The 18,670-nt window shown below is 37.1% G+C and carries 16 protein-coding genes; 12 read left to right on the top strand and 4 right to left on the bottom strand.

The features are described from left to right. Positions 1-153: 153 nt before the first annotated feature. Entirely contained in the window at positions 154-783 is a 630-nt protein-coding gene (locus BIV60_RS19700; protein ID WP_071357417.1) for a class I SAM-dependent methyltransferase, read from the top strand. Positions 784-1,019: 236 nt separating this feature from the next. Here the strand turns inward: BIV60_RS19700 and BIV60_RS30055 are convergent, their stop codons facing one another. Further along, positions 1,020-1,169, bottom strand: a complete 150-nt coding sequence (locus BIV60_RS30055) for a hypothetical protein (RefSeq protein ID WP_218145953.1) — start codon at positions 1,167-1,169, stop codon at positions 1,020-1,022. A 192-nt stretch (positions 1,170-1,361) separates the two neighbouring features. On the opposite strand from BIV60_RS30055, the gene BIV60_RS19695 reads away from it, so the two are divergent. The 3 genes from BIV60_RS19695 to BIV60_RS19680 all read left to right on the top strand — a co-directional run bounded on the left by BIV60_RS19695 (position 1,362) and on the right by BIV60_RS19680 (position 5,160). Next, entirely contained in the window at positions 1,362-3,146 is a 1,785-nt protein-coding gene (locus tag BIV60_RS19695; RefSeq protein ID WP_071357416.1) for a S9 family peptidase, read from the top strand. A 1,259-nt stretch (positions 3,147-4,405) separates the two neighbouring features. After that, positions 4,406-4,606 (top strand): hypothetical protein, encoded by a 201-nt coding sequence (locus BIV60_RS19685; RefSeq protein ID WP_071357414.1) that lies wholly within the window; start codon positions 4,406-4,408, stop codon positions 4,604-4,606. 107 nt (positions 4,607-4,713) lie between these two features. Further along, positions 4,714-5,160, top strand: a complete 447-nt coding sequence (locus tag BIV60_RS19680) for an NUDIX domain-containing protein (protein ID WP_071357413.1) — start codon at positions 4,714-4,716, stop codon at positions 5,158-5,160. Between the two features lie 83 nt (positions 5,161-5,243). Here BIV60_RS19680 and BIV60_RS19675 read toward each other — a convergent pair whose 3' ends face one another. Further along, positions 5,244-5,471 carry a helix-turn-helix domain-containing protein gene (locus BIV60_RS19675; protein WP_141770497.1) on the bottom strand — a complete coding sequence of 76 codons (228 nt, stop codon included), beginning with the start codon at positions 5,469-5,471 and terminating at the stop codon, positions 5,244-5,246. Between the two features lie 644 nt (positions 5,472-6,115). Between BIV60_RS19675 and BIV60_RS19670 the strand changes: the two genes are divergently transcribed. The 4 genes from BIV60_RS19670 to BIV60_RS19655 all read left to right on the top strand — a co-directional run bounded on the left by BIV60_RS19670 (position 6,116) and on the right by BIV60_RS19655 (position 12,117). Next, positions 6,116-8,212: a hydantoinase/oxoprolinase family protein gene (locus BIV60_RS19670; RefSeq protein WP_071357411.1), complete on the top strand. Its 2,097-nt coding sequence runs from the start codon at positions 6,116-6,118 to the stop codon at positions 8,210-8,212. After that, positions 8,209-9,996 (top strand): hydantoinase B/oxoprolinase family protein, encoded by a 1,788-nt coding sequence (locus BIV60_RS19665; protein WP_071357410.1) that lies wholly within the window; start codon positions 8,209-8,211, stop codon positions 9,994-9,996. Before BIV60_RS19670 ends, BIV60_RS19665 begins: the two co-directional genes overlap by 4 nt. A 273-nt stretch (positions 9,997-10,269) precedes the next feature. Beyond that, positions 10,270-10,815 carry a dihydrofolate reductase family protein gene (locus BIV60_RS19660; RefSeq protein WP_071357409.1) on the top strand — a complete coding sequence of 182 codons (546 nt, stop codon included), beginning with the start codon at positions 10,270-10,272 and terminating at the stop codon, positions 10,813-10,815. Between the two features lie 687 nt (positions 10,816-11,502). After that, positions 11,503-12,117 (top strand): Crp/Fnr family transcriptional regulator, encoded by a 615-nt coding sequence (locus BIV60_RS19655; protein ID WP_071357408.1) that lies wholly within the window; start codon positions 11,503-11,505, stop codon positions 12,115-12,117. Between the two features lie 75 nt (positions 12,118-12,192). Here the strand turns inward: BIV60_RS19655 and BIV60_RS19650 are convergent, their stop codons facing one another. Continuing rightward, the gene (locus BIV60_RS19650; protein WP_071357407.1) at positions 12,193-12,816 is read right to left on the bottom strand and encodes a Crp/Fnr family transcriptional regulator; all 624 of its coding nucleotides are present in this window, start codon (positions 12,814-12,816) and stop codon (positions 12,193-12,195) included. A 581-nt stretch (positions 12,817-13,397) separates the two neighbouring features. Here BIV60_RS19650 and BIV60_RS19645 point away from each other — a divergent pair. From BIV60_RS19645 to BIV60_RS31030, 4 genes are all read left to right on the top strand, one after another. Next, positions 13,398-14,618 carry an amidohydrolase gene (locus tag BIV60_RS19645; RefSeq protein ID WP_071357406.1) on the top strand — a complete coding sequence of 407 codons (1,221 nt, stop codon included), beginning with the start codon at positions 13,398-13,400 and terminating at the stop codon, positions 14,616-14,618. Between the two features lie 93 nt (positions 14,619-14,711). Next, complete coding sequence (locus tag BIV60_RS19640; RefSeq protein ID WP_083402346.1) at positions 14,712-16,055, top strand: MFS transporter; 1,344 nt, start codon at positions 14,712-14,714, stop codon at positions 16,053-16,055. A gap of 289 nt (positions 16,056-16,344) precedes the next feature. Further along, complete coding sequence (locus BIV60_RS29240; RefSeq protein ID WP_141770496.1) at positions 16,345-16,446, top strand: ankyrin repeat domain-containing protein; 102 nt, start codon at positions 16,345-16,347, stop codon at positions 16,444-16,446. 12 nt (positions 16,447-16,458) lie between these two features. After that, positions 16,459-16,536 carry a hypothetical protein gene (locus BIV60_RS31030; protein WP_371261567.1) on the top strand — a complete coding sequence of 26 codons (78 nt, stop codon included), beginning with the start codon at positions 16,459-16,461 and terminating at the stop codon, positions 16,534-16,536. Positions 16,537-17,769: 1,233 nt separating this feature from the next. On the opposite strand, the gene BIV60_RS19635 is transcribed toward BIV60_RS31030, so the two are convergent. Further along, positions 17,770-18,414, bottom strand: a complete 645-nt coding sequence (locus BIV60_RS19635; RefSeq protein WP_256218472.1) for a GntR family transcriptional regulator — start codon at positions 18,412-18,414, stop codon at positions 17,770-17,772. Positions 18,415-18,670: the final 256 nt, after the last annotated feature.

Below are 18,670 nucleotides of genomic sequence, written 5' to 3'. Positions count from 1 at the left end.
AAAACAACAATCTATGCGAAAATAGCCTTTGAAAATGATAAAGAAGCAATAAAGGTAAAGAACTTTATGCTTTAATGTAATGTAGCTTATGCTTATCCAAAAACAGCAGATTTTAAAGAAAGAGAGCCAATATTTGTAAAGGAGACCTGTGGTATGACAGAATTTTGGGAATCGAGTTTTATAGAAAATCAAATGATGTGGGGATTTGAACCTTCAGACTCCGCCATCTTGACGAAGGACTTTTTCCTTGAAAAGGGAGTTAAGGATATATTGATTCCTGGTATTGGATATGGTAGAAATGCAAAGGTTTTTATTGACAACGGAATAAATGTAACGGGTATTGAGATTTCAAAAACAGCGATTGAATTGGCAAGGCAAAATGGGCTTAATTTTAGTATTTTTCATGGTTCAGTAACCGATATGCCTTTTGATAACAAACTTTATGATGGTATATTTTGTTATGCACTTATTCACTTATTGAATAGCCGCGCGCGAGAGAAGTTTATTAAAGATTGCTATAATCAGTTAAAACCAAACGGATATATGATTTTTACTACTATTTCAAAAGAAGCCCCAATGTTTGGAAAGGGTAAACAATTAGGTAAAGACTATTTCGAGACAACGGCAGGGGTAAAAATGTTTTTTTATGATTCTGACTCAATAAAACAAGAATTTGGCAAATATGGGCTGATAGAATTTTCTGAAATTGTTGAGCCACATAAGAATATGGAAAATAAACCTCCATTTAAATTTATAATGGTAAAATGTCAAAAAGGACTATAATTTATTATTAAAAGGCGAATTAAGGGAAGTCTAAGTGCTTCCCATAAAGCTTGTTAAACCCTTTGAAATTAATTTTATCCAATTCTCCAGATTCACTCATGTTTATTCAACCGGATTATATATTTCTCTTTCACGCTTTTCAAGGATTGGGATGATTATTCCTTCAATAATTTCTTTAAAGTGAGGGGTATTTCGATGAGCCTCAAGAGCCGCTTAATCCACATATTGTTCGTAAATTAGGAAAATATCTTTATTTTCTGTTGAACGATTAGCGATATAAACAGTTTTTCATATTGATGAACCAGAGGCTGCATTTCCTTGAGATATGCTTCAACCTCGTCACCTTTACCGGGTTTACAAAAATATTTAGCTGTTAAAACCACCATGTTCATTTCCTCCTAATCATTTTTACCACATTTGTTTCATTGTTTCGTATTCAGTATTGGCCAACATAGCATAATTACCCTTCAGTTAAATAAAATGGATTGGAGAGTTTTATCCTGTTTTATTTCATTTGACCTTTAAAAGGCTTTCAATTGTATTGAACGATTTTGATTGTATACAGGAAGGGGGATTTTATGGATGTCGTAAGTTTAGACCCGTATTTACATGTGCGTACTGCGAAAAATCCAGAATACGCTCCTGTTGGTAACAAGTTACGCTTTATTGCTGATTATACGGGTGTACCTCAAGTATGGGAGCTCGATCGAGGTGAAGGCTGGCCTGCCCAAATCTCATTTACACAGGATAGAATCACCCTTATTAAGTATGTAACCGGTACATCTGATTTAATTATTGGGATTGATATGAAGGGAAATGAAAATGAGCAATTACTTTTACTAAAGAAAGATAATAAACTAATAGAGCTGACAAACTCACCAGAACATATTCATCGTTATGGTGGAAGCTCTCCTGATGGAAAATGGATTTCCTGGTCTAGTAATCGCAAGCATCCAGCTTATTTTGATATATACATTCAAAATCTAGAAACACTAGAAATCCGTCTTGTTTATTCGGATAATGGGCTATATTCATCCCTTCAATGGGCCCCAGATGGAAATTCGCTATTAATTGAGAAAATAAACACACCTCTTGATAATGATTTAGGTATCCTTTACCTTTCAACTGGGAGGGTGAACTGGATAACAGAACATTCAGGGGAAGCAAGCTTTATAAATGCTCATTTTAATAAGGATGGAACTCATCTTTATTTATTATCCAATAAAGATAGAGAATTCTTTGGGCTTGCATATATTAACTTAAAAACAAAACATTTCGATTGGATGGAGCATAGAGAGTGGGATTTCGAAAATCTAGAAATGAGTAATGATAAAGAAAAGCTTGCCTTTACGATTAATGAAGGGGGGATTTCCAAAGGGATAATCTTAGACTTAAACACAAGTGATCTTTATACATGGAAAACACCCGTTGGTGCCATATCAAAAATGAAATTTTCTCCTGATAATCAAAAACTGGCATATGAATTTAACGGGCCAGCCTATCCACCTGAAATATGGGAACTGGATCTTAAAACAATACAAGCTGAGAGGCTTACATATGTTTCCCGCTCGCCAGCTCTGAAGGATAAATTGATTGAACCGGAAATCATAACCTTCCGCTCTTTTGACAACCTTCAGATTCCAGCATTTTACTACCAACCGAAAAACATCACTAAAAAACTGCCTGTTGTCCTTTATATTCATGGGGGGCCTGAGAGCCAAAGCCGTGCAGTTTATAACTCGATCCAGCAATACTTATTAAATCAAGGGGTTGCTGTTTGTGCACCAAACGTTAGAGGCAGTACGGGCTACGGAAAAACGTTCACCCATCTTGATGATGTTCAAAAAAGAATAGACGCTGTAACGGATCTGGTTTATTTAGTTGAATGGCTAAAGACAAATAGGAACATAGATTTTGAAAGGATTGCCATAATGGGCGGCAGTTATGGTGGGTTTATGGTTCTTGCTGCCATTAGCCATTTTCCTAAGTATTGGTCTGCCGCGATTGATATTGTAGGAATGTCAAGTCTTAGAACTTTCCTCGAAACAACAAGCCCCTGGCGTAAGAAGCAAAGAGAGGCGGAATATGGAACAATAGAAAGAGACGGAATATTTTTTGATAGAATTGATCCATTGAATCATACAGATAAAATCACTTCCCCGCTAATGGTTCTCCATGGGGAAAATGATCCCCGTGTCCCGATAGCAGAATCCGAGCAAATTGTGAAAAAATTAAAGGATCGAAATCACCAAGTTGAATTTATTCGGTTTGAAGATGAAGGCCATAAATTCGAAAAACTTAAAAATAAAAGTACTGCCTATAAAGAAATGGTACAATTTCTCAATCGGCATATTGGCGAGTGATTAATGATGTAAATTACTACTAGCAGAAAGGAAATATAGGAACTTCAGTCATCGATTACCTTAAAGGACCTAAGAAGCTGCGCCCCAATTGCTCGGTACAACTAGCAATTGGAGGTGCATTTTTTATGACCAAATAATAGACACAAAAAATAAAAGACAAATAAAGTCAACAAAGCCGTTCCGTTTTGAGGTGCAAAATAGAACAGTGCAATTTTATGAACAATTTCTACAGTTTAAGATTTTATCAGCTGATAAAAATTGTGTGTCATTTAATATCGGCGAGAGTGTACTTGAATTTACGAAAGATGACAAAGAAAATAATCATTATTATCACATTGCTTTTAATATCCATTCTAATTTGTTTAAAATGGCAAAAGAATGGCTATCTAAGAGAATCGAGTTATTAAAGGAAGATGGATATTTTCAACAAAAGGTGCAGTAGCATCCCCAGTTACTATTTATACAAATAAGGGAATCGTAAGTAATCTATAAATTGATGTTTTACAGAACAAGGTATCCTTTAATAAGGCATCGCTTTTTGGTTTGAAAATAAAGCAGATTGTGAAGTATTGTCCTTAAAGTAACTGGTGCTTGCTTGAGTTTAACAAAAAGTCGTATCTGCGGCTAATTGTAGCTTGAGAGTAACGTTTTAAGTTACATAGGTATTTAGGAAAATAAAAAAAGAGGGGAAATGGATTTATGTTAAAGAAGGCGTTGCGGCACAGCAGCACTTATTTTATTGGATAGTTTTAGAATATCGACATATGCTTAAATGAATCACTAGATTATTTGAAGGGAGCTGTACCCTCATGCAATGAATAAAACTTATGATTAGAGGGTTTCTTAATGAACCTTTGTGGTTCAAAATACTAATCTCCGTAACTTTCCTTGCCTCAATTATTTTAAGCAATTCAATTTTTTCAAATCATGCATATTTGCAAAGTTGTTCCAAATTAGCAGCTGCTATCTTCTTTTGCACTTACGGTATTAAATTTAGGAGAAATTTTAAAACAGCTTTAATTTTTTTTGCTTGTTCGGTTATATGTATTTACCTATCCATCATGTCATTTTTTTAGTATTATCCAGTCATTATATTGGTTTGAAAATAGCTTCATAAAAAAGATGAAAACTAAGAGTCCATCTTTAGCTAACGAGGGCTTATGGTTATAAGAGGGTCGCTGCTGCGACTTTTTTTCTTTTTCCACTCCCTAAGTTGAAGGGAAAAATGGTATTATGAAGTTTTAAGGAGGTTATTTTTTATGGTGATTCAATCAAATATGACTTCAAAAGCTATAACCGAATTGTGGGAAGAAACAATTGAGGTTTTTCAAAAATACAATGTTCCAATTACAGAAAAGGTATTACAGGTATTAGTTACAGAAAACACTCTCCAAGTTTTATTGACTGAATTAAATTATGTTATAGGTAGTTCCGCTGCAACTTGTATAGAAGGTGGCTGACAAATACCATCTTTAAAGGAGTAGGTTACTTCTTTTTATTCATATATTTGAAATCAGGTAAAAGGTTTTGTTTACTTTCGTAAAGAATTTTATCATTGGAGGTATTTATGGGATATTGTGAAGATATAAGAGAAATGATTGGAGATTCTCCACTAATCATCGTGCGACCTAGTGTAGCTATCATTAATGATAAACGAGAAATTTTACTGAGTCGAAACGTAGGTGGAATGTGGACTATTCCAGGGGGAACTTTACAGTTAAATGAGTCAGTTGAAGAGTGTATTACACGAATTGTCTTTGAAAATATAGGCGTTAAAATAAAGGTGTTAAAATTGTTAGGTGTCTATTCAGGCAAGGAATTAATAAATCGAGTCGATGAAAGGTATCATACTGTTGCAATTGGTTATTTATGTACCGAGTACGAAGGAGAAATAACTCCTCAGAGTGATACAGGAATTGAAGCCAGATTTTTTAGATTAAACCAATTACCCGAAGAAGTCGAACCTTTTATTAAGAACAAATTAATTGAATTAAAGGGTCACTTAAAAAAATAAAATCTCTTATTCAGCTAATGGGTTTTTTTGCTTTGTTAATTTTTAAGGGATTTCAAAGCGTGAAATCCCTCGAAATTATACACCTAATTTACCTCAACCCAATCCTCTGAAAAATCTGGAATTAATCCCAACATGACAGCTGTTTGTGGAGCAAACCAAAGCTCAGCAACACTTTTGGTGACATTAAGCCGGCGTCCTGTTAGTTGCTCGATTTTGCTGATACGATAAACCAATGTTTGTTTATGAATATATAATTTATTGGAAGTTATCTGCCGTGAACGGTTTTCATTTAGGTATATAAATAGAGTCATTACCAACTGACTTGTATTCTTTTTGTCATATGCTAACAGTTAGCCAATTACTTGTTTAACTAAATCATGTGCCTCTTCTCTGCTTGGGGCAAAAAGGGGAAAACCGGTAATTCCTCATTATAATAGACAATGTTTTTATCATTGTTTTCAGCTGCTTTTAATGCCCATAAGGCTTGTTGCAGAGCTTCTGGCGTTTGTAAAGGATTCTCAAAGATGTTACTGATTCCAAAGCGAACATTCGGCGGTAATTCATCTATTAAACTCGAAATTGCCTAAGTGTTTGAAGGAAGATAGGCTAATATATTATATTACACTTGTCTTCAAATGTGGGTTGCTAATTATTTCACGAATTGTAATCGACATAGGCATTCGTCCAATCGTATGAATGTAAGTTTTTAAGTTCGTCTTTTCGACGTATTGTAAGAGGCTTTCATATAAAATATACTGAATATATAGATAATTACAACCATTAAGGCGTAAATCACTTTCCTTTGTAATTATCTTTGTTAATAAGGAATGGATTGGACAAAGTGCCAGTAAATAGAACATTGTTTTTTTTTGGTTTCGCTAAAGGAAACCTGTAATCCATTTGTTATTAACAACTTCTTAGGATTAACAGAACTACCAAAAAAGGAGGAAGATATATGTTACGAGTTGGAATTGATGTCGGCGGAACCTTCACCGATTTATTTGCTTGGGATGATGGGGTTAAGGGACAAACTAGTGTACGTACTGCAAAAGTTCTTTCAACACCAAAGGATCCTGTAATCGGTTTTATGAATGCGCTTTCGAATGCAGGAATCAAGCCTTCTGAGATTGGTACAATCATACACGGAACAACCATTGGTACTAATGCTTTAATTGAACGTAAATATCCCGAGCCAGCACTCATTACAACAGCAGGATTCCGCGACACAATCGAAATTGGTCGCCAACGCCGCCGACATCTTTATGATCCCTATCAGGTTAAAAGTCGCCCAATCATCAACCGGAGTCGTCGTTTCACTGTAACAGAAAAATTAAGTGTTGATGGTTCAACTGTAAAGCCCTTAGACCGCGAAGAAGCACGGAAAACAGCTGAACATATCGCTTCACTTGGCATTAAAAATATTGCCATAGCATTCATTAACTCATATGTAAGCGGCCGGCATGAGCAAGAAATGCGGGAGATTATTTTAGACGTAATTCCTGATGCACGTGTTGCCCTCTCCTCAGAAACCCGCCCCAAGATCCGCGAATTAGGTAGATTTGTTACAACAGCAATTAGAGCTTCATTATATCCGATTGTCAGCGATTACTTCTCCCGACTGGAAGAAAGATTGAAAGAAGAAGGATCAACTGCCCCTATTTTCATTGTTAAAAGTAATGGTGGCATGATGAGAAGCAGCACGGCTAAAGAACGTCCTGAGGAGTTAATTGGTTCTGGACCAGCAGGTGGTGTTGCAGCAGGTGCTTTTTTAAGTAACTTACTCAATATCAAGGACATGATTATTACCGATGTAGGGGGAACAAGTTTCGAAGCTTGTCTAATGGAGAACGGACGCGGGCTGGTTACAGACGAATACGAGCTTGAATGGGATATGCCAATCATTACTCCAATGCTTGATATTAGGAGTATTGGTGCAGGCGGCGGCTCAATTGCATGGATCGACCAAGGTGGTTCATTACGTGTCGGCCCTCAAAGTGCTGGGGCAGATCCAGGACCAGCCTGTTATGGACGTGGAGGAACTCGCCCAACAGTAACAGATGCAAATCTAGTTCTAGGGCGCTTAAACCCGACACTTAATGGGAAATTCAAACTTGATTATGTTGCTGCAGTTACAGCTATTCAAACTGTAGCAGACCCACTAGGATTAACAGTCCATGAATGTGCTGAGGGAATTATCGAGATTGTGTGTGAAAACATGGCAGGTGCAATTCGGATGGTTTCAACTGATCGAGGCCGTGACCCGCGTGATCAAACACTTGTGGCATTTGGGGGCGCTGGTGCAATGCATGCCTTTAAAGTTGCTCGTGCTGCGGGAATTAATCGAATTCTAGTACCACCTTTTGCAGGTGTTGCATGTGCTTTTGGCGGTACTACCATGGAAGTACGTCATGATCTTGAATCCACATTCTATGCGCCTGTTGACGGTCTTGATTCAAAACAATTAAATATTGCATTAACCAAGCTGGAGCATGAATGCAGAGAATTACTTAAAGATGACGGAATACTTGATGATCAAATGACCTTTGAGAGAAATGCACTAATGCGTTATATCGGTCAGTCCTATGAAGTAGCTACACCAGTACCTAATGGTGAATTGGATGAAAAGGCTATTGCCGGGGTAGCAGCTGCATTCCATAAAGAGCATAAGCGTGAATACGGTGTTGCATCAGAAGATTTCCCTGTTGCTTTTGTCACCTTGCGCTTAACTGGATATGGCCAGGTGGCTAAGCCATCTGCAAAAGATTTAAAAGCTGCCCTTGGAAATGAAAGGATGGGCAAAGATTCTGTTTCGAAAAATCAGAGAGAGGTTTATTTTGACGGTCAACAATATACTGTTGATGTTTATAATTCTACCCAGCTTAACTGTGACCAAAAAATTCAAGGTCCTGCGGTTATTGAACAGCCTGACAGTGAGATTATACTCCCACATTCGGCTGAGGCAAATGTAGACCAATATGGCAACATTATTATCATTAATACGTCGAAGACAGGCAGCAAATCATTAGTAGCTAATAAGGAGGGTGCCCTATGACCACTATCAATACCAATCAGAGGAAACTTGATCCAATTACTTTTGAAGTGTTACGTCGTTCCTTCGAATATACTTGTGAAAGAATGAGTCAGGTATTACAAAAGGCATCGTTCTCACCAATTATTTATGATATGGTGGATTACTCCAATGCCATTTTTGACCCAGATGTCAATCTAATTGGTCAGACAGCTAATTGTCCAGTTCACATTGCAGCTATGCATTTTAGTGCACATGCTTCATTAAAGAAGTTCCCCATTGAAGAGTTGGGGGTTGATGATGTAATCATCCTTAATGACCCCTATGATGGCGGGACCCATACCCCGGATGTAACGATGACCATGCCTGTTTTTTATGATGGAGCCTTACTTGGATTTGCCGTGAGCAGAGCTCACTGGACGGATGTTGGCGGTGGGTTTGACACCCATATAGCCGGTGAAGGTCTACGCCTGCCTCCTTCCATGCTCTATAAGGGCGGAAAGCCAAATAAGGAACTGATTAGCATTATCAAAAATGCTACTCGGACACCACAATATATTGAGGGAGACATTCAGGCACAGCTAGGTGCACTAAGGGCGGCACGAGACGAGTTTACGAGATTAGCAGATAAATATGGACCGGATATTGTAAAGCAGGGAATGCATGAGATTCTTGATTATACACAGGAGATGACCAAAGCGGCAATAAGACAAATTCCAGATGGTGTCTACGAGGCAACTGATTACGTGGATAGTGATGGATATAGCAATGATCCTGTTCGGGTTTGCCTAAAATTAACGGTTATGGGAGACTCCATTGATGTTGACTTTACTGGAAGTGACCCAACAGCTATTGGTCCAATCAATTCTCCTTATGCCAATACTATTTCTGCAGTCTATTATTCTTTAAAGTTCTTTCTAAACCCAGAGGCGCCAGCAAACGCGGGAATGTATCGCCAAATTAATGTAAATATTCCTGAGAATACGTGGTTAAATCCGCAATGGCCAGCACCAACCCTTGGATGTACGACAGCTACTTCCTCTAAGATTACTTCAGCCATTTGGATGGCTTTAGCTCAGGCAATTCCTGATAGAGCAGTAGCACCGACTTGCTCTGATGCGAACTGGTTTGTAGCAGGTGCTACTGATCCGGATACTGGTGAATTGCATGTATTCACCGATTTGCCAGCTGGAGGTTGGGGAGGAACTCCAACACACGATGGTATGCACGTAACCATGGATCCGCTTGGCAACTGTCAAAACCTCCCTGCGGAAATAGCTGAGCTTCTATTTCCAATCCGGTACAATGCATTCGAAATGCGTACGGATTCTGCAGGGGCAGGACGCTATCGCGGTGGGGTAGGTGTCCATGTTGAAATCGAGTTTCTTGGCAGAGGTGAAATGATTTGGATGGAATGTTCCAGAACTCTCGAAGGCTCCCCGGGAGTTAATGGTGGATTACATTCGGCTCAACAACGGCAACTTCGTAGAACTCGCGATGGCAGATTAGAAACCATTGGCGGTTTGGCTGATGATGGGACTTGGCATCCACAAATGCTAGGAGGAGTACATTTCCAGCCTGGTGACTCCTTTGTATTCGAAAGTACCGGCGGAGGCGGCTGGGGTGATCCATTGACCCGTGAGCCAGAACAAGTTGCACAAGATGTAAGAGAGGAATTTGTTTCATTAGAGCAAGCGTTAAATGTCTATGGTGTAGTATTAACCAAGGACTCATCTGTAGACTTCCAAGCAACTGATGAAAAAAGAACAGAACTCGCATTAAACCGTAAGGCAATTGCTAAAAACTAGCTTTTGAATAAAACAATGAAGGAAGTGGGGAAAACCTGCTTCCTTTTCATTCATAAGCATGTTATAAGTTTAATATTTAAATCAAATAAATAGCATTGAAGTATCAAAGAGAGGAGGATTTACATTGGCTAATTTTAAAACCCTGTTTAGTCCTATTGAGATTGGAAACATCAGACTGAAAAATAGAATTATGAGTACAGCACACCAAACCAACCACGTCATTAATGGTATATTTTAAGAAAAACAAGTACTAATTAAGGGGGGATAAACTATATGACTACCGAGTTAATTTATCATGTAGCAACCACAGCTGATGGCTTTATTGCAGATCTCAATGGTGTAGCCGACAATTCAATTTTTCTTTATGATGATGAGCACGTTTCAGATTTTATTTCCGCCATTCAACAATATGATGCGGTTTTAATGGGTGGTAAAACATATGAGTATGGATTTCAATTTGGAAAAAAACCAGGTGAGCCGGGATATGACGGAATTAAACACTATATATTCTCTAAATCAATGGAGTTTGAGTCCAATGAGGAAGTAGAATTAATAAAGGACAATGGGGTTGAGTTTATCAGGAATCTAAAACAGACAGTGAATCAAAAAATTTGGCTTTGTGGTGGTGGTCAACTGGCGGGTTCACTTCTTGACTACGAATTGATCGACACTCTTATACTAAAAGTCAATCCTGTCATGATTGGAGAAGGGATCCCGCTTTTTGGATCTAGCAAAAAGAAGATTCATTTAGAATTAATGGATATTAAAAAATATGATAATGGTGTTGTTTTACCAAAATATAAGATCTTATATAAATAAGCAACAGCAGTGCGTCCGGGATTAAAAGGGCAACTTTAACTACGTCCCATTATGAAAAGCAATGTAGCCTGATCCCAAATGGATACAGGCCTTTTTACTTTTTTATCGAACCGTACTTTTATTTATGATATGAGAAGTAGAATAACGAATTAGTATTTATATATAAAAATATTACAACATAGGAAGAGATAATTTTTTAATCAAGCAGCGTTCAGAATAATCAACTCCTTTGTTTTAATATATGAAAAACTTAAGCAAAACTTATTTTTTTTATATTTTCCTTATAGTTATTCCTTTGTTAGCATATTTCTTAGAGGGACCGAAGCCATTGCAAGGAGTATGAGAAGGTAGCTACGATCTTATAAAGAAATCATTAACAAGGTAGGGGTTTATATGAACGGTTTTCCATTTTAAACAAGAAAAATTTATTTCATTCAAAAATAAAATTGCTTACATTGTGTTCGTCTATTAAACGCTGATTAATAAAGTATGCCTTCATGTATGTTGGTTAAGTATTTGACAGTCTGTTTACGTCCTTAGCTTCAACATATTTATCGGAATGTGATGGTTCGCGATTCATATTTTGGAATGTAGCAATACACATTTCTAAAGTTTCTTTAATTACTAATTTTTCTTGAATCCATTAGTTTCTTACTTGTTAATTAACCTGTTAGAAAAGGTGATGAAATGTTAGATCTTCGCTACACGTGGGAACCCTTTTTACACTATGGACAAAAGATTGAGTTAAAAAAGAACACAGTAATCTACCGCCAGGGGGAGAGTGGGAAAGGTTTTTACTATCTTAGTACAGGAGAGGTTAAAATTCTACTTCTTTCGGATAAAGGGGACGAAAGGATAGTTAATTACGTTCCGAAAGGGATGTTATTGGGAGAACATGGGGCTCATAAAGAGAACTATCTTACTACTGCAGTTACTATTGCCCCTTCCATTTTGTATTATTTCTCTGATGAAGATTTATCAAAAGTTTGTGCGGATTATCCGAATCTTGCTATGATATTTACCCGTTCACTCATCTACAAATTTAGGTTGCTTGCCGAAATTATGTCGTTTCTTGGTAGTGGTGTAGAACAGCGGATGGCTCACTACTTACTAAAGTTAGTGTACGAAAATAAGGGTGTTTCACTTAACCAAACATCATTTGCTCAATATATTGGGACTTCGCGTATCACCGTAAATAAGACGTTACAGAAATGGAAACAGGAAGGACTGATTGAAACCAAACGCCGGGAGATTCAGATTCTCGATATCGGGAAAATGAGCGAAATAGGGAAGGCTACATAATCGAATACGTATAAAAATGGGGGGATTTCACCACCCATTTTTTAGTTTGGATTAGTATAATTCATTTTTGTCTGGCTACTTTATAAGCCTTCTTAAAAGTTCGGGTTTTTTAATAATAAATCTCCGATTCTCGACTTGTATGATGTTCTGTTTCTTCCACTCCTTTAGTATTTTATAAACCGTGATTCTTGTTAGACCTGTACAATATACAAGATCTTGTTGTGATAGTGGAACACCATAGTTTTTGAAATCGTCGCAAATATTCAAGATAAGTACAGCAATTTGCTGTTTAGATGAAAGTGCATTCATATTTAAACCTTCAAGGAGGATGTGCATTTTGTGATTTATCGTTTTAGTAAAGAGATTTTGTAAATCGGTATGTTTCGTTAGTAAATCCTCAAACTGATTGCAAGGTAGATAATAAAGTACAGAATCTTTTACAGTTATAGCTGTCGTAAAGTGTGGGTGTTGGTCCATCGCTTGAACGCCGAAAATTTGTCCGGGAACTACAATGTTTAATATTCGGTCTTGCCCATTTGATGTTGCAGTCGAGATTTTCATTAATCCTTTGTGAAGAAAATAGAAACCGTCCCCAATAGAACCTTGGTTGTATATCACTGTTTTTCGTTTTACTGCTTGCCTTTTTCCATATTTTAAATAAGGTTCCCAATTGTATACGGTTTCAAAAACAGTTGTCATCATACCACTCCTAAATATGGGTTACTCATGGAATCATTAAAATGAAACTTCTGAAAATTATTATAATTTGTTCAAATACTATAAACAATAACTATTTTTTACAATGAGCTAAAGGGTATCAAGGGTATCTATTTTAACAAGTCATATTGGATAAGGATTATTCTATCGTTCTTTTTAAAATGTCGGAAACATTATCCACATAACTAATGCAAAACCACCGTTAGTCCACCTGAAAACTACTCATACACCGGGTTATGAATTAACTAACCTCAATTTCTATAATTTAACTACTGTACACAAATTCTATTTTAAACGTTAACTACTTTACAATTTATAGATAATAATAATGATAGTGTATTTATAACGATCTGTGAATTCAGAAAAGTCAGACGGATGATGCGAAGGGGGTTGAAAATACCGATTTTAAGTACATTAATAATTTATTTTCCTATACTTTCAATGCCAGTTTGTTCAAACTTTTTAGTTTCTTTATTAACACCTTAGATGTTATCAATAAGTCATCACAATTATACCGGCGATATTGTCGTCAAATTCTATAAAAAAGAAAGTGAGTGAAAAAAATGATTTCAGCCTACTGGTTGACAAATGTACGCTTGGATAGCGGTTTTAAACAGGATGAAGATGGTATTATTCATACACAATCTGAATTTTGTCATCTTTTGATTGAAAACGGTAAAATCACCAACATTATGCCAGCAGAACTGCCGTTGGTGACCGATCTACCTAAACGTGATGTGAACCGTTTACTTGCTCTTCCTTCCTTTGTTGAAAAACATATTCATCTGGATAAAACCTACATGGGACATGGATGGAAATCATGCAAACCCGTGAAAAATCTGATTGAACGATTGGATTTTGAAGCCAGAGAGAACCTTGCTATGCTGGATACAGTCAAAGAAAGGGCAGAAGGGATGCTAGAATTGATTTCTTCATCTGGTGTAACTCATATTCGCACTCATGTTAACATAGATCCCTATGTTGGGTTGAAGCATTTGGAAGAAGTACGTAACGCACTGGAGACATATAGTGATAAAATGACGTATGAAATCGTAGCTTTTCCACAGCATGGTTTGCTGCGCTCGCAATCGCTTGAGTTGATGAGGCAAGCCATGAAAAATGGAGCAACGATTGTTGGAGGACTTGATCCGGCCGGAGTGGATGGAAACATGGAGCTGTCTCTTGCGCAAATGATGGAAATCGCTGTTGAGGCTAATGCTGATATTGATATCCATTTACATGATCCTTCTGAACTCGGCTTGAAAACAATGAATCGGTTGGCTGCAATGACGAAAGAGGCCAATTATCATAATCGGGTGGCGATTAGTCATGCCTTTGCTTTGGGGGATGTCCCAATAGAGGAAGCAATTGAAACGATCGATTCATTTGCCGAATTAGGCGTCTCCATTATATCAACGGTACTGATTAACAGAAAGATCCCGCCACTCACGCTTTTGCATGATAAAGGAGTGAAGGTGGAACTGGGGTGCGATGGATTCTATGATTCGTGGTTCCCTTTCAGAAACGGGGATATTCTTGATAAAGCAAACCGGTTAGTTGAACGTTATAGTTGGATTGATGAACGATCACTTATGGAGGCGCTCGCATTCATTACAGGTGGAAAAACCACATTGGACCCAAACGGAAACCGGATTTGGCCGTCAGTAGGGGATGATGCAAATCTTGTCTTGGTGGAAGCATCCTGTTCGGCGGAAGCCGTTGCGAGAAGATCCAAGCGGTTGGCAGTCATGTTTAACGGAAACTTAATTCGTAGCGTGATCTAAATAGAGTAGGGGAATCTTGTTCTAAAGCTATCCCTCTCATTTCATACTTGGATTTCTGAATATTATGAAATATAATTAGGAAGGGGCTAAATCATGAGCGTCAATGAAAATCTCTCTATAAACAAAGATTCGGAGTCTGCTATTTTTCCAAAAAATCCAACACGAACTGTAAAATCGTTAACTGCTCTTGTCGTCTTTTGTTGTTTTCTAGCCATTATGTCTGAAGGATATGATCTAGGTATTTACGGAGCAGTTCTTTCAAGTTTATTAGCCGATAAAAACTGGACATTAACGCCCGTTCAGGCCGGCCTTATCGGCAGTTATGCCCTGATTGGAATGCTGCTTGGGAACATTCTCATCGGAACATTGTCGGATATAATCGGCCGCAAATGGTCACTTATCACTTGTCTTGCTATTTTCTCATTGACGATGGGTTTATCGGCGATGGCTTCTTCTCCGGAAATGTTGGGAATTGTCCGTTTTGTTGGGGGGATTGCCTTAGGGGGAGCAATGCCTATGGCTACGGCTATGACCATCGAATACTCTCCTACTAATCGTCGTTCTCTAATGAATGCGATAATGTTTTCTGGTTATTCGATTGGAGGCGTACTTGGAGTCGTGTTTTCCCTACTTTTCCTCAATGCATACGGCTGGAGATTTTTGTTCTGGTTAGGGATGAGTCCCATAGTCTTGGTACCTATACTTATTTGGAAGTTGCCCGAATCACTCGATTTTCTGATCTCGCGTAACCGTAAAGAAGAAGCAGAAGTCATTTGCAGAAAGTATCAGATTAATCAACCAGCAATACAGAAAGTAGAAAGCAGAACGGAGACTAATGCCAAGTGGGGTGCGATTGCTCTCTTATTTTCCAAACACTATTTACGAACAACCGTATTTTTTTGGCTTACGTTTTTCATGGGTTTACTATTAGTTTACGGGCTAAATACATGGTTGCCTAAAATGATGATTCAAGCTGGATACCCTCTAGGTTCTAGTTTGAGACTCCTATTAACTTTAAACTTTACATCAGCGCTTGGAGCCCTAGGAGCTGGTGCTGCTGCAGACCGGTGGGGTTCAAAACGAGTGATTAGCATTGCTTATTTTGCTGCGGCTGCAAGCATTGCTTTATTAAGCTTAAAACCTCCAGCACTCTTACTGTATCCACTAATTGGAATAGCAGGAATAGGGTCAACAGGAATCCTTATTATCTTAAGTGCTTACATTACAAAATACTTTCCTACACACGCTCGGGGAACGGCTTTGGGTTGGGCATCCGGCGTTGGAAGAATAGGTGCCTCTTGCGGGCCAATTCTAGGGGGGCTTCTATTGTCTTGGAAGGTCGATATTAATGTGAATTTTTATATTTTTGCGATTGCTGCCTTAATTGCTTCTATTTCTATCTTATTTATCCCCGTAGAAAAGGACAGATTGATATAAAGCGGCCATCTTTATAAAGGATTTAAAAATATTAAGAGCGTGTTTTGATCAATCAATTTTTCAAAACATGCTCTTTTTCTATAATCGTATATCAAGGTTATTAGTATCAACTTGATCAAACTTTATTTCAAAGCAACAGTAACGAAGAAATCCAATTTTTCAATTATAATACTGGGAAATTGGGCTTTTTATATTGGAATTTCCTTAACGTTTCTGTGTCTCCCAAGGAAATGATAAACCGACAAAACAGGTAGTAAAGACGGAAAATGGAGAAAAAGCGGAAAACGAAATGGAGAAACAATTAATCCAAGCAGCTGAACAGAAAGATTCTAAAACGGTAAACAGTTTAATTAAAAAAGGCGCTGATATCAATGCACAGGGCTCAAAATGAAGGACGGCTACTATGATAGCCGCCTATAATAATGATATCGAAACCGCTAAAATCTTGATTGATGCCGGTGCAGCCGTCAATACCCAGTAATGTCCGGCTGATCCTATGCCAACGATCGTTGTATCTAAGCCCTTCAAGTCTTTTAAACGGTTAATCCATTGTATTAATCTAGCAAAACCATCTTCTTAGGTACTTTCGTTATAGTGTTTGCAGGAAAAAAGGAGAAATTCCTGCAATTATGGCTATGGAGGAATTAAACATGAAAAAATGATTTTATTGGTTAGTTATAGAATATGAAGGAAACCTAAAAAAGTATTAAAATATAATAGAAGAAACTCGTCAAAAATAGCCGTTACTCATCAAGAGCAAAAGCTATTTTTTAATGGAAAAGTGCTTTTTTCCGAATTGAGGCTAAAAGGAATATGAGAGGCTGTAATTTTTTTGTTGTTGAACTAATAGGGAGTATTCTACGTATCTTGTGAAATAAAATTAGTTACTTTTAACTTTGTAGAAGGAATATATTCAGAAAGTATTTATTGTATCGGATTTCAATTGAAGTGAATTTGGAGACTTTAAGAATTAAATTGGTAAAATAAAAAGAATTCATTTATTTGCAGGGTGGAGCATTAAACTTAACCATTGCTTTTTGCGCCTGAAAAAACAGTTAATTTTTAGTCCAAGCGCGGTTTAAAGGATTAGGAACATTTGTATTTTTATATAAAGCTTTCATACAAATATAAAATGGCATGATCATTCCGCTTCTGTGTAAGCTTCATTTGTTGTGTCTCTGCACTCCCAGCATTCCGCTCGATTCCTCTCCATAGTAGATAATACTTCACCGCATGAAATGCAAATATCCATTAGCAATCCACCTTTCTGTGTTTTTAATAGAAAAACTACAACTTAATTTAGTAAATAAGTTGTCAGAATTATTATAACATGGAATTTTCTGAAAAGAAAGAACATAAACATGTTAAGTTACATGAATTGCGATCATATCACTGTACCATCTTGAAATAATGTAAAATCTAGAAAACTACAACTTCAGATTTTAGGAGATAACCCGAAGAGAGGGGCATAAATATAAGTGATAGGGCTAATACCGTGTGAGTTCTTTTCTTTAGAAAAGATAAGATTTTTGGAATTGGAAATCGCTATTTTTCCTTGGGAAATTTTTCGAAATGGATAATAAGGCCATAAGGCAGGCTGGGGGCGCTGACAAGAGCGCCAATTTATGTCTTTACGGGGGAAGCGAAATTACTAGAAAAATCATTTGACTCAAATTATTTTTCTAGTAATTCTTTCTTACCGGCCTCAAATACACTATATCATATCGATATGGGTTATTTTCCAATGTTCATTCTTAATAAGGTACTCCAAGCTTTCTTTGTCTTTATTCTTAAAGTAATCAATAATTTGTTTATGCTGTTCATTCATTTCTTCTAATGCTGTAAAGAGTTTTTCTTCGTCTTTACTTAAATAAATCTGCCTGACAAAACTATTCTGTAAAGAATCAAGAAGCTCAATTAATGTAGGGTTGTAACACTTATCAATGTATACTTTATGGAATTGGTTTTGGTATTTTTGATAATCTGTATAATTTTTCTGAGAAATGGAAAGGTCTATTTTCCTAACCAACTCTTCCATTCGTTCAATATCATCTTCGGTCAAATTCTCCAGAGCTAAAGTGGCTGCAAAGGCATCTAGTACACCAACAACGCTAAAAACATCGAGCTTTTTCTTGGTATCAATCTCTTTAACAATAAATCCTCTTCGAGGAAAGAACTCTAGGAAATTTTCAGAAGCTAGTTGGATTAAGGCTTCCCTCACAGGGGTTCTGCTGACTTCTAATTTCTCGCTTAGTGCTATTTCATTTATCTTTTGATTGGGAAGTAATGTTCCATTCTGAATTTCTGTGGCTATATAATCATATACATGATCTTTTAGTGATCGGTACCTCTTTTTGATAGTTATTCCCCCCTATGTTAAAAAGTGTGAATTCTCGCATTTTTATATTAGCATGAGCACCCAAATTCTTCAATATCTCTTCAATATTGTCCCTAAGTAACTCATTATCCTTTTAAATCTATTATCTCCAAGTCTAATATGTTATGAATCGATGCATATTAGATTCCTATTTTAGGAAAATTAAAAGAATAGGGATGAAGCGAGGCTGTGTTTTTTTAAGACCAGCCATACAAATAAATCTTAATTATTAAAACTA

Source organism: Bacillus sp. MUM 116, assembly GCF_001866655.1.
Taxonomy (GTDB): Bacteria; Bacillota; Bacilli; order Bacillales; family Cytobacillaceae; genus Neobacillus.
Note: the sequence above shows the minus strand (reverse complement) of the source record. Positions and strands in the feature narration are given on the sequence as shown.

What these genes read in the sequence shown, in the direction of transcription:
- BIV60_RS31030 (WP_371261567.1), top strand. Translation starts at nt 16,459, where the DNA reads ATGATAGCCGCCTATAATAATGATATCGAAACCGCTAAAATCTTGATT.
- BIV60_RS19675 (WP_141770497.1), bottom strand. Translation starts at nt 5,471, where the DNA reads ATGACTCTATTTATATACCTAAATGAAAACCGTTCACGGCAGATAACT.
- BIV60_RS30055 (WP_218145953.1), bottom strand. Translation starts at nt 1,169, where the DNA reads ATGGTGGTTTTAACAGCTAAATATTTTTGTAAACCCGGTAAAGGTGAC.
- BIV60_RS19655 (WP_071357408.1), top strand. Translation starts at nt 11,503, where the DNA reads ATGTTAGATCTTCGCTACACGTGGGAACCCTTTTTACACTATGGACAA.
- BIV60_RS19700 (WP_071357417.1), top strand. Translation starts at nt 154, where the DNA reads ATGACAGAATTTTGGGAATCGAGTTTTATAGAAAATCAAATGATGTGG.
- BIV60_RS19685 (WP_071357414.1), top strand. Translation starts at nt 4,406, where the DNA reads ATGGTGATTCAATCAAATATGACTTCAAAAGCTATAACCGAATTGTGG.
- BIV60_RS29240 (WP_141770496.1), top strand. Translation starts at nt 16,345, where the DNA reads ATGGAGAAACAATTAATCCAAGCAGCTGAACAGAAAGATTCTAAAACG.
- BIV60_RS19660 (WP_071357409.1), top strand. Translation starts at nt 10,270, where the DNA reads ATGACTACCGAGTTAATTTATCATGTAGCAACCACAGCTGATGGCTTT.
- BIV60_RS19650 (WP_071357407.1), bottom strand. Translation starts at nt 12,816, where the DNA reads ATGACAACTGTTTTTGAAACCGTATACAATTGGGAACCTTATTTAAAA.
- BIV60_RS19670 (WP_071357411.1), top strand. Translation starts at nt 6,116, where the DNA reads ATGTTACGAGTTGGAATTGATGTCGGCGGAACCTTCACCGATTTATTT.
- BIV60_RS19645 (WP_071357406.1), top strand. Translation starts at nt 13,398, where the DNA reads ATGATTTCAGCCTACTGGTTGACAAATGTACGCTTGGATAGCGGTTTT.
- BIV60_RS19680 (WP_071357413.1), top strand. Translation starts at nt 4,714, where the DNA reads ATGGGATATTGTGAAGATATAAGAGAAATGATTGGAGATTCTCCACTA.
- BIV60_RS19640 (WP_083402346.1), top strand. Translation starts at nt 14,712, where the DNA reads ATGAGCGTCAATGAAAATCTCTCTATAAACAAAGATTCGGAGTCTGCT.
- BIV60_RS19665 (WP_071357410.1), top strand. Translation starts at nt 8,209, where the DNA reads ATGACCACTATCAATACCAATCAGAGGAAACTTGATCCAATTACTTTT.
- BIV60_RS19695 (WP_071357416.1), top strand. Translation starts at nt 1,362, where the DNA reads ATGGATGTCGTAAGTTTAGACCCGTATTTACATGTGCGTACTGCGAAA.